At 45.9% G+C, this 11334-nt stretch carries 12 protein-coding genes; 8 read left to right on the top strand and 4 right to left on the bottom strand.

The window, feature by feature from the left end; genetic code table 11:
• A partial coding sequence (locus tag A3735_RS14110) for a GntR family transcriptional regulator (protein ID WP_156499662.1) occupies positions 1 to 551 on the bottom strand: 551 nt, incomplete at its 3' end.
• A gap of 128 nt (positions 552 to 679) precedes the next feature.
• Here A3735_RS14110 and A3735_RS14105 point away from each other — a divergent pair.
• From A3735_RS14105 to A3735_RS14080, 6 genes are all read left to right on the top strand, one after another.
• A complete protein-coding gene (locus A3735_RS14105) occupies positions 680 to 1273 on the top strand; it encodes a pyridoxamine 5'-phosphate oxidase family protein (protein ID WP_197469914.1) in 594 nt (197 codons plus the stop codon).
• A gap of 72 nt (positions 1274 to 1345) precedes the next feature.
• Positions 1346 to 1570 (top strand): hypothetical protein, encoded by a 225-nt coding sequence (locus A3735_RS14100; RefSeq protein ID WP_156490509.1) that lies wholly within the window; start codon positions 1346 to 1348, stop codon positions 1568 to 1570.
• A 9-nt stretch (positions 1571 to 1579) separates the two neighbouring features.
• On the top strand, positions 1580 to 2356 hold the full coding sequence (locus A3735_RS14095; RefSeq protein ID WP_068513607.1) for a hypothetical protein: 777 nt from the start codon (positions 1580 to 1582) through the stop codon (positions 2354 to 2356).
• A 249-nt stretch (positions 2357 to 2605) separates the two neighbouring features.
• Positions 2606 to 2809, top strand: a complete 204-nt coding sequence (locus A3735_RS29710; protein WP_156490508.1) for a hypothetical protein — start codon at positions 2606 to 2608, stop codon at positions 2807 to 2809.
• A gap of 52 nt (positions 2810 to 2861) precedes the next feature.
• Entirely contained in the window at positions 2862 to 3368 is a 507-nt protein-coding gene (locus tag A3735_RS14085) for a DUF3087 family protein (protein WP_068513612.1), read from the top strand.
• 297 nt (positions 3369 to 3665) lie between these two features.
• On the top strand, positions 3666 to 4826 hold the full coding sequence (locus tag A3735_RS14080) for a cell adhesion protein (RefSeq protein WP_231882556.1): 1161 nt from the start codon (positions 3666 to 3668) through the stop codon (positions 4824 to 4826).
• Between the two features lie 189 nt (positions 4827 to 5015).
• On the opposite strand, the gene A3735_RS14075 is transcribed toward A3735_RS14080, so the two are convergent.
• On the bottom strand, positions 5016 to 7595 hold the full coding sequence (locus A3735_RS14075; RefSeq protein WP_082880375.1) for an ABC transporter permease: 2580 nt from the start codon (positions 7593 to 7595) through the stop codon (positions 5016 to 5018).
• Positions 7588 to 8295 (bottom strand): ABC transporter ATP-binding protein, encoded by a 708-nt coding sequence (locus A3735_RS14070; RefSeq protein WP_068553431.1) that lies wholly within the window; start codon positions 8293 to 8295, stop codon positions 7588 to 7590. Before A3735_RS14070 ends, A3735_RS14075 begins: the two co-directional genes overlap by 8 nt.
• A 42-nt stretch (positions 8296 to 8337) precedes the next feature.
• Here A3735_RS14070 and A3735_RS14065 point away from each other — a divergent pair, with 42 nt between their 5' ends.
• Both A3735_RS14065 and A3735_RS14060 read left to right on the top strand, forming a co-directional pair.
• Positions 8338 to 9003, top strand: coding sequence for an arylesterase (locus tag A3735_RS14065; protein ID WP_231882555.1), 666 nt, complete (start codon positions 8338 to 8340; stop codon positions 9001 to 9003).
• A gap of 13 nt (positions 9004 to 9016) precedes the next feature.
• On the top strand, positions 9017 to 10159 hold the full coding sequence (locus tag A3735_RS14060) for a GNAT family N-acetyltransferase (RefSeq protein ID WP_068515347.1): 1143 nt from the start codon (positions 9017 to 9019) through the stop codon (positions 10157 to 10159).
• 427 nt (positions 10160 to 10586) lie between these two features.
• Here A3735_RS14060 and A3735_RS14055 read toward each other — a convergent pair.
• A partial coding sequence (locus A3735_RS14055; RefSeq protein WP_369820531.1) for a phospholipase D-like domain-containing protein occupies positions 10587 to 11334 on the bottom strand: 748 nt, incomplete at its 5' end.

Raw genomic sequence — 11334 nt, 5'->3', positions numbered from 1 at the left:
CGTGAAGATTTTAAGTAGCTGGCAAGCACTTCTCTCAAGTAGGACGAACCTTGTAATGAATCATATCCAAGCAAGGCGATACGCTGGCTTTGTTGTTGATATATTTGCCCCCATTTTTTGATGGGAAAAGCTTTGAGGTCAGGTAAACCGGCTTCGAAACTGGTGTTGCGATAGACTCTGATCTTGTTGTCGCCGAGCAAGACTTTTCCAGAATCAGAGAGCGGCATCTTGGTTGGTTTTGACTCAAATCGCATGATGTTCTTCGTTTGAGCATTGAGATAATCATCAGGAAGATTGGTCGCAATATAGTGGCCCGCTCCTTTTTTCGTTTGCAGGTAGCCTTCAGCTTTCAGTTGCTCGAAGGCGCCCGAAACCGTGTTTCGGCTAACCTTAAGAATACTCGACAGCGCACGGCTAGAAGGTAATCGCCTCCCTGAGACTAATCGTCCATCTAATATTCTGTTCTTGACCCCCTGATACAGCTGATGTTGCAGTGTCTCGGTGCCAGAAAAAGAAAAGTCACGTAACGAGTCAAATTCTTCAGTGCTCAAATTGGTACCACCAGAAATTAATTATTGGATCTTAATGTGGGGCCAGTATTGATTCAGACTAAGCATGAGTCAAGCACAGAGATACGAGTGCGATAGGAAATATCTTTATATAACAAAGGAGAATAGAGGTGACCTTAAAGAAAACGCAGCGCTCTGAAATAAAGCGAGCAGCAAAACGAGCCAGTTACCAACAGAGCGACTTATACCCCTTGATTGATGAGCTAAAACTGGCGCATATTTGCTTTGCGCCCGAAGGTAAACCTATGTCTATCCCGATGCTTTGCTGGCGTGTCGACAATGCGATTTATATCCATGGTAGTCGAGGCAGTCGCCTGGTTAAGCAACTCACGAGTGGGCTCGAAGCCTGTGTATCCTTCGCTGAATTAAATGCCTGGGTAATGGCGAAATCGGGCTTCCATCACAGTGCTAACTATCGTTCGGCTGTACTGTTTGGCTACTTTGAATTGGTGGAAGATGAACAGCAACAGCTTGCCGCATATGAGCACTTTGTTGAACAGCTCGAAACCGGCCGTTGGAAACAAATTCGCCAACCCAATGAAAAGGAACTTCAGGCAACATCACTACTCAGGATGGACATCGACGAAGGGGCAGTGAAACAAAGACAGGGCGGCCCAAATGATGACATTGAAGACTTGGTGCTTCCCGTTTGGGTGGGAGAGATTCCTATCATTAAAACATGGGGAGAGCGAGTGGAGTATTAAGGCAGGCTCGAAAAGCGCCTGCTTAAGGAGTCCGCCGGTGCGCACAGCGCACCGACCTTTATCGCAATTTTCTTGAGCTTTGTCATAATGATTGGCTTTGTCGGCCAAATCGAAGACTATGTCGTGTATCGGGAGTTTGGAAGCCAGGCTCTGGCGGGTCACGGAGTGCTAGGCTTGATAGCCATCGCATTATTCATCAGTGGTCATCGAATGCATAAAATGAAGTTAGTGATTAAGGCCAGATTAAGGCACAATCAGCGCGAAAACGAATTAAAAGATAAGCAACAACAGCCATAGGTAACCTTTATGAAGAAAATACTATTACCACTTTTGATAATTATACTAATCGCCGTCGCAGGTGTTGCTTACCTGGCCGGCTCACTCAATGACATCGTTAAAGAGCAGGTTGAAACGCATGGCAGCAAGGCTTTACAAAGCGCTGTTGTTGTAGAGGGTGTTGATATCAGGTTGATGGATGGTTTTGGTGAGTTGAGCGATTTCTCTGTCGCTAACCCTAATGGCTTTACCCCGACGTCAGCTCTTGGTTTTGGTATCGTGCGCCTGGATATTGGTACAGAGAATATCACTGAAATGCCGATTGTCATTGGGGAAGTCTTGGTTGATTCACTTTCGGCACTGTATGAATTGAATGCTCAAGGAAAAGGTAATCTAAATGTATTGCTTGAGCAGATTACCAGTCAGGCTAGTGCTGACTCAGGAAAAAGCGGCAGTGCTGACAAGACTAAGGAAGAGTCGGGTGCAGACTCCGACGTGCGCATCGTGATCAAGAAGCTAACTATCAAAGATACGCAACTAGCGTTAGATCTGAGTGCGCTTGGCCAGAAAAAGTATGATGAAACTCTCCCCACCTTTGCTGTCTCGAATGTAGGTGGAAGTGCGGGCCTTCCTCCAAAGGAACTTGCTCAGGCTATGGGTAAACAAATACTTGATAAGCTTATCAAAGAAGCTAAAGCAAAGCAGACGGAAAAACTGAAAGCGAAAGCTAAAGAGAAGCTGATGGAGAAACTTGAAGAGAAAGGTGGTGACAAGCTTAAAGGTCTTATGAAGAGCTTCGGGCATTAGGCTAAGGCATTCCAGAATAAGCTAGCTTATCTTCCAAGATAGGCTGGCTGTTCCTTTCATATAGTACTCTCTTAGCACAAGGCCAATGACGATATTATGATAAGTATATGTATTTATTGCGGTGAGAATAAGGCTATAGCCTTTGAGGTCTGTAACGCTTGTTCTCGTACCCCAGACTCTCATCGTGATCAAATACGCTCGATTATCCTGAGTTATAGTGAGAACGAGCCTTACTTGAATTTTTTGAGTTTGGAAGAACTTGAAGAGATTCGGGAAAAAATTATCACAGGTGCTCCCATTGAGTTAAAAGCTGAGGTATATAGAAATGCTGAAGAAGCCTTCAGTGCTGTGAAAGTCACGGAAGGGCCAAAGCTAATACAATACTTTTCTGGTATCTCTGTACCGGTTACAGCGCTTATATTATTAGCCTTTTTGGCCGCCATTTTTATTTAAGTTTCTGTTGTTATCTTGAGACTGAATATTTAGAGGTTTTAGTTAGAAGAATATGAATTTACAGAATATTGATAAAACAACTTATCGAAAGCACCTTAACTGGGTGATTGCTGGAAGCATTGTTGCTTTATTGGCGATCGCGCTTAGCGTATCAACCCTACTGATTCATTTAGTTGGGGAACCTGGAGGTTCAAATTTCGTTCTGAATCTGGTGGGTGTAGTGTCTGCCGTAGCGCTTGTGCTAAATACTTTATACCGAAACCGGAATACGCCGTTTATGTCGGAAGTTTGGTATGTCTGGCAGCTTAAACAAGAGCTCAATGCAATTTACCGAAAATCAAAAGCCTTAAACCAAGCGTTGGAACAGAACAATCACCAAGCGTTTATCATCAAATATTATCACTTGAAAGCTTCTATTCAGGTATATGAGCTGGATGACAATACGCTCACTATCAATCAGCTAAAAACTGACTTACGCGAACTGGAAGAAAAAATACAAAGCTTGGGTTTGAGCGTGAGCATCGAAGATTATCAGTCAGATTTACTGAAGACGCTTTGAACGAAGGGGCGGTGGTCTCCAAATCTGTAGGCAGAGCCTTCCACGGCTCGCAGGCGGGTTAGCACGAGGTTGATCGTGCGAAAGTCAACGAGTCAGAGTAAATAACAACCCAACTAAAATTCGAATATCCAGCCCGAATAAATACCTTTTAACCTAAACAACCTAGTTTGCCCATTTTTGCCAAAGCCTTCTAAGTATTTGTTTTTTAGTCTGTAGTTTCGCCACAAGAAGGTGGCGTGTTGTAGCACTAAAGGAACAATAAGAAGTACCCAAAACAAACATAAAAACGGGGAAATTATGAAACCTAAATCTTTCTTTAATACTCATCCACTCAAGGTCATGACACTAGGCCTGACGCTTGCCTGTTCTGATATCGCATTAGCGGCTGGAGAGGAATTTCTAGACTATGGCCTGCACTGGGCTAGGGTGCAAAATGGCGCAGAGAATCAGGTCAAAGCAATTGAGGCTGATGGCACGATTAACGAAACCATTAGTAATTACTATGACGACTCGAAGCCAACGGTTATTTATTTCCATGGCTGGCAGAATGGCTCTTCGCAAGATGGCTATGACCGCGAAGACTTTACCTTCGCCAACAATGGCAACTCACTCTCGCATAAATCCTGGAAGCAAAGGGGTTGGAACGTTGGCGTATTTTACTGGAACCAGTTTGCCGATGAAGCTGAAGTCAAAGATGCAGAAGCCAAAATGTGGAGTGCTAATGGCCCAAAAGGTATGCGTTATCGGCTAGATGACGGTAGTTACAGCACGTCACAGGCACCGAACAAGTCGGTCGGTGAAATCGCTTTTGAGCAAATCACAGCAGTACTGGCTAACAATAACAAAAACCTGAGATTTGCAGGCCACTCTTTGGGGAACCAATTAGCTGTTTATGTGGCCAAGCAGATTAATGATGGGATTAATGAGGGCACTCTGTCTGATAATGTTATGCCCGACCGTATTGCACTGCTAGACCCCTTCTGGTCAAAAAATGGCAAAAGCTATCTTGGTGATGAAAACGGCGACGGCCAGAACGACTGGGTGGGCGAACGAACGCGTTGGTACATTTCCGATATGATAGCCGACCAGGATGTCACAGTAGAATGGTATAAGTCATCGGCGATATATGACTTATGGATTGGCGACCAAAACACGCCGTTGGAGAGTATTGTTAACCTCAACCACTTGCGTTTTTGGTATCTGAATTCATGGGATATTGCCGGTAAACATGTTGAAGCACGTCACTGGTACTTCCAGTCAATGAATAATGCTGAGCCTGAAGAAGTAACGATTAACTGGTGGGGAAGACGCAAAGACACAGGGTACGATGCCGCCAGTGCCAGAACTTCAGATAACCGCATTAAGGTTATGATGGGGAATGATTATGAGTGGGATCAGGTAGAAGGTCGCTATACCGCAAAGCCTTCGGATGACCAGTTTGAAGTGAAGAACTACTAAAATAAGCTAAGACGTTAAAAGGCTGAATGAGGAGGCGTGCTTTCCTTATTCAGCTTTTAAAATTGCCCATGCTTGCCCTGACCTTTGGTAAACCCCTGTGCGCCGTCTAAGGCTCCTGATGCGGCAGCGACTTCCATGCCTCGGTAGAATTCATTCTTCATGGCTTCATCAAATGACTTGTCCCGGTGCTTAGCTGTCTCGAAGTACACTAACTGGCGAATGACTAGCCACCTTCCTTGTACTCAATCCTCCTAAACACATGATCAGTAAGGCTGAACTAATGGGTAGCCATGCCCAAAGATGCCATTGCACTTGATAGTCTAGGTCGAGTAAATAGCGATATAAGCTATAGCAGATTGCTTCAGTACCCAGCAGGGCCAGAATACCTGCCATGAGGCCTAACAAAGCGAATTCACTCCACTGATTAAGGCGAAGCTGCTTTCGGTTAGCGCCGAGTGTCCGTAAAATTGCACCTTGTAATATTCGCTCATCGATACTTGAATAAATGGTCGCCAGTAAGACCAACACACCGCCGATCAATACTAGGATAAGTAAGTACTCAACAGCGAGGCTGACTTGCTTGAGCAAACTTTGAATTTGCGTAAAGACCATACTCATGTCGAGTAAGGTAATGGTCGGGAACTCGCGGATGAGCTTAGTAAGTTTTGCCTCGCTGCCAGAAGGGACATGAAAACTGGTTAAGTAACTAAGCGGAAGGTCCTGGAGCGCTGCCTCAGATAGAATCATATAAAAGTTAGGACTAAGTGTTCCCCAATCGACACTGCGAATACTAGTAATGGTCACTGTGAAGCTTTGTCCGGCCACCTCGAAGCGAAGCGTGTCGTTAAGCTTTACACCTAATCTCCCTGCTAAACGCGATTCAATAGAAACTTGTTTGCTCGCCGCATCTGACTTTTTATCATTTATCCAAACACCTTCCAGTATTTTGTTTCCTTCGGGTAGTTGTTCACTCCATGTGAGCGCCAGATCTCTTTGAAGGGCCGGGTCTTCACTCAGTTTTTCATCATCATGAACATAGCGTTCGTTGATATGCGTTAATCGCCCTGGAACCATAGGAAAGAGCGGGTAGTTCTTGAAGCCGGTTTCTTCGAGTGCCGCTTTATAACTATCCGATTCATAGGCTTGTATATTCATAGCGAAGAAATTGGGCGCGTTCTCGGGTAAGCCGCGTTGCCAGTCATTTAGTAAATCATTTCTTACAACACTAATGACTAGCATGACCATCAATATCATCGCGAATGCCAAGATTTGAGTGCTGGCACTTTGATTGTTGCGCATGAGGTGTCGCCAGGCGAAACGCACATAAATATTGAAGCGTGCTGAAGGTGTGATTTTATCTAAAAGCTTAAGTATTCCTCGTAAACCAAATGAGAGCAGGATAAGGGTCACCAATCCGCCGACAATCACTGCGAGAGACATCTTTACATCGCCGGTAAACCATAAGCATAACGAGAGAATACATGCGAGCGCGATGCCGTAGATTAGTCTTCCGCTAATGCTCATCGGCTCAAGGTCACGGCGCAGGATTCTAAGTGGCGATACGCGACTTAGTTGAATCAGGTGAGGTAGCGCAAAGCCCAGTAGAGTAACCGGGGCCGTAATACTCGCAATAGCCCAAGCTGACCAAGGTGCGGTAGGCAAGTCATTGATAAATAGGATACTTAGCAAGGAAGAAAGTTGTTCCTGTATCAGGGTGCCAAGCATTAGGCCGATGAGCGTGGTGATGAAGGCGAGAATCAGTAACTGCAGACTAAAAAGCCACAGTACTTGCTGACGACTGGCGCCCAAGGTTCTTAACAGTGCGCTGGTATCGTAGTGGTGTTGGGCATAGTTTTGAGCGGCCATCGCAATGGCAATACCCGCAAGTAGAATCGCGAGAATGGCCGCTAAGGAAAGATAGCTACGTGCTTTATCGAGTGCCGCGGCAAGCGCCTGGTTGTTATCTGATAATGACTCCAGGCTTTGATTGTCACTGAGTAGAGGTTTCAGCCAGACCTTGTATTGGTCAATTGAGTTAAGCGAGCCCTTGAGTTGAGTCGTCTCGGTCTGAGCTTGTTTGTCTTGAAGGTCTGCAAGCAATAAGCGCCAAGTAACGCGACTCCCAGTCTGAATAAGCCCAGCTGCTTCGATGTCAGCCATATTCATCATCAGGCGTGGGGACAAACTATAGAAGTTTCCACCGCGATCACTTTCCTGGGTGATGAGTGCACCTATGGTGAAATTCTGTTTGCCCAGTTCCAGTGTGTCGCCTATTTTTGCATTGAGTAGCGTCAGTAAGCGAGACTCTAGCCATACACTACCAGGAGGTGGTCCTGTTGGGCTTTTCTCCCCGGGCTTGAAGGCACTCAAGCTAGTCATAACCTTACCTTTAAGAGGGTAATGATCATCGACGGCTTTAACGGCGGCCAAAGACATTTCATCCCCTACCACCACAACACTTGGGAACTCCAAGGTGGTACTGGTTGATAAACCGCTTTGTTGCGCACGTTCTTCGAACCCGGCCGGGATTTCTTGACTGGAGCGAATGCGCAGGTCGGCGCCAAGCAGCTCGGTAGACTTTGCCAACATGCCGGCTTCCATACGCGCACTGAATACACTGATAATGGTAGCGACGGTGACGGCTAGAATAAGAGAAAAGATGATTAAGGTGAGCTGCCCCGAACGGGTTTCTCGTCTGAGAAGAGACTGGGACAGACGAATAAGTTTGAGGAAACTGAGGCCTTGCGTGCTTGTATTCATCTTAAGCATTTAGCTCCTTTACCTGGCCATCGCTCATGCGTACGGTTCGGGCGCAGCGCTTAGCTAGTTGTTCGTCATGCGTTACGAGTACAAGGGTTGTTCCCAACTGAGAGTTCAAGGAAAAAAGCTGTTCTACAATTTGTTGCCCTGTATTACTGTCGAGATTGCCGGTAGGCTCGTCTGCAAACAATATTTTTGGTTCAGAAGAGAAGGCTCGAGCGATAGCAACACGTTGTTGTTCACCACCCGAAAGCTGTTTAGGGTAGTGATGGATTCGATGGCTCAGGCCAACCTTGTCCAGCCAGTCTAGTGTTTTCTCTTCAGTTTGGCGGGCGTTATACCTGCCAGACATTTCTATCGGCAGGCTGACATTTTCATAGGCCGTCAGGCCGGGAAGCAGCTGGAAGCTTTGAAAGACAAAGCCTACCCCCTTTGCTCTGACAGATGATCGTTGATCTTCATTTAACTGGTGTAACGCTTCGCCCAAGAGGTAGACTTCGCCTGATGAACTTTCATCAAGCCCGGCCATAATTCCTAGCATTGTTGATTTGCCGCTACCTGACGCGCCAACGATGGCGACAGATTCTCCTTGCTTGATTTCAAGTTGAATGCCTTGCAAGATATCAAGCTGTTCTGAACCGGTATTGACCGACTTACATACATTATTGAGTTTCAGTAGGAGATTTTCTTGAGTGCTATTTTCAGGCATATTCAATCACAAAATAGTTGTCTAAACAGAATGGGGTTTGCGATGCACATGCAGCTAGGTCGTTATTTTATTATTGGCTGCCTGCTTCTACTAAGCAGCTTAACGTATGCGGCGGAAATAGAAAAACCGTTACCGGTAAAAAATACTGTTCCAGTTCAAAAGGCTGCAAGCATTCTAGTGGTGGGTGACAGTATTAGCGCGGCCTTTGGTTTGGATAAGAGTAAGGGCTGGGTAGCGCTGATGCAGCGTGAGCTGGGCGATAACTATCGCGTGATCAATGCAAGTATCAGCGGTGATACCACTACCGGTGGCCGTTATCGTTTAGGTAAGGCCTTATCAACTCATCAGCCCGTTATCGTCATTATTGAACTTGGCGGAAACGATGGTTTACGAGGAACCCCGGTTAGGCAGATTCGTAATAACCTAGAAGCGATGGCAGTGATGTCACAAGAGGCTGGAGCCCAAGTAATATTGCTAGGCATGCAGATACCGCCTAACTATGGTGACCGTTATACCAAAGCCTTTGCGAATATATACTCAGACCTGGCATTGCAAATGGATCTATCCTTAGTTCCCTTCTTATTGGAAGGGGTTGCTGGTGTTGAAGGTATGATGCAAGACGATGGTATTCATCCGACGGAAAGCGCGCAACAAACGATGTTTGAGCAGGTAGACAAAGTATTGGATACTTTGCTTTCAGCTAAATAAGTGTGGCAACAGGATGACTATTGAGTTCCGTTACGTCACCTCAATTGCTGAGGTGGGAGAGCAGGCCTGGAATTCCTTGGCAGGTGAGGGCTACCCCTTTGTGCGCTACCACTTTCTCGATGCCTTGGAAAAAACACAAGCGGTTGGTGGATGCTCAGGATGGTTGGTGCATCACCTCATGGCTTATCAGGGCGATACATTGGTCGCCGCTGTTCCTAGCTATGTTAAGCAGCATAGCTATGGTGAATACGTCTTTGACCATGCTTGGGCGAATGCTTACCATCAATATGGATTGGCTTATTATCCCAAGTTAGTTTCAGCCATTCCTTTCACCCCCATTACCGGTTCACGGATACTTATACGAGAGGGTATTGATCATAGCGCCGTGATTACGGCCTTGCATGACTTTGCTCCAAAGCATTGTCATGAGCAAGGCTACTCGGGTTGGCATCTGTTATTCCCTGGTTCAGAACTATCGACAGTCTTCAAGCCTCCGGTTCTTCAGCGTAAGGCTGTGCACTTTCAATGGACGAACGAGGGCTATCAGAGTTTTGATGACTTTCTCGCCTCTTTTAGCTCACGAAAACGAAAAAATCTTAAGAAAGAACGTGCAAGTATTTCCCAGCAAGGAATAGAAGTAGAGGTATGGGAAGGTAGGGAAATAAACGCTGAGCTTTGGCGTAGCTTTTATGACTTTTACCAAATCACCTATGCCAAACGTAGCGGTCATGGTGGCTATTTATCGCCATCATTTTTTGAGCGTATTGCTTCAGAGATGCCTGAGTATCTTGTGTTGATGATGGCAAAGCGAAATGGCGAGTACATTGCTGGTGCATTAAATTTTAAGGGCGATAATGCCTTGTACGGTCGTTATTGGGGCTGTATCGAAGAGGCTAATAATCTTCATTTCGAGCTTTGTTACTATCAAGGGATTGAATACTGTATCGCGAATGGCCTGGCTAGGTTTGACCCCGGAGTTCAGGGTGAACATAAAATCCAACGAGGCTTTCGTCCGACTTATACTTACTCAAACCACTGGCTGGCTGAAGAAGGGTTTCGAGAGCCCGTTGCGGAATTTATTAGCAAAGAAAATGAAATGCTCGAAGCTTATTATGAGGATGCGAGTACTTATTTGCCTTTCAAAAAACAGCAATAAGGCTCTGCTAGTTTGCACGGCTTTAATGTTCTCCAATCTTTTGAAACTGGTCTAGCTCGTTGATAAGGTCTGGACTGGAAAGTGCCATTTCGAGACATAGGTACTTGTTTTGATTTTGGTCGGATGTACGCCAAAGTGTACCGGTTCGCGATTAGATGTTTACCCCCTAACGTTATGATATCCCACCGTTGTCATCCTCGCGCATGCGGGGATCCATTGTTTTTGACCCAAACCTTATTAATTCGATTACTACGACGGTTTCAAATGCTGCGTTCTATTCAAGACAATGGATTCCCGCCTGCGCGGGAATGACGGAGTTGTGGTGCGGGAAGGCACAGTGTGGAAGGGCCGAGAGTCCAACTTGCCGCCATTCCGCCCTCTCCTACTAACCTGTAATAGGCTAAAACCCAAGCAAGCACCAATGACCTCACTTCTCAAGCTTGGCGATATAATCATGAATCGCCAGTTGGGATTGAATCTTACGTTTGTTACCCCGTGGTTTATATTGATTGGTCTGCTTCGCATCGATGATTCGCGCTTTGGTGGTATCTGACCATTGAATCTCGAAGATATCCAGAATCTGCTTTTGAAGCTGTTTGTCGTAAACCGGGCAGCCTACTTCAACACGGTGGTCGATGTTGCGGGTCATCCAGTCTGCAGATGAGATATAAATCTCGTGCTCGCCCTGGTTGGAGAATATCGACACACGTGGGTGCTCCAGAAAACGATCGACAATGCTAATAACTTTGATGTTGTCGCTCAAACCTTTAACGCCGGGTAAAAGGGTGCACATGCCACGAATAATAATGCGAATTTTTACGCCAGCCTGGCTTGCTTTGTAGAGGTGCCCAACGACTTCGTCATCGACCAGGTTATTGACCTTCAGCATGATTTCGGCAGTCAGGCCTTTCTCGGCGTGCTTTATCTCACGATCAATCAACTTGTGAACACGTGGCCGGAAATCATTTGGCGAGACGATAAGGTGTTTGAAGTGATAATGTTTATAGCTGAAGCGAATGAAGTTAAATACGTCTTCTACTTCGGCGGTAATTTCATCGTGGCAGCTAAATAAAGAGAAGTCGGTATAAATCCTTGCGGTCTTCTCGTGGAAGTTACCTGTGCCGATATGAGCGTAGCGCTTATAGCCGTCACTTTCGTTGCGTCCAATTAAACAA

The sequence above is a fragment of the Oleiphilus sp. HI0061 genome (assembly GCF_001635675.1).
Note: the sequence above shows the minus strand (reverse complement) of the source record. Positions and strands in the feature narration are given on the sequence as shown.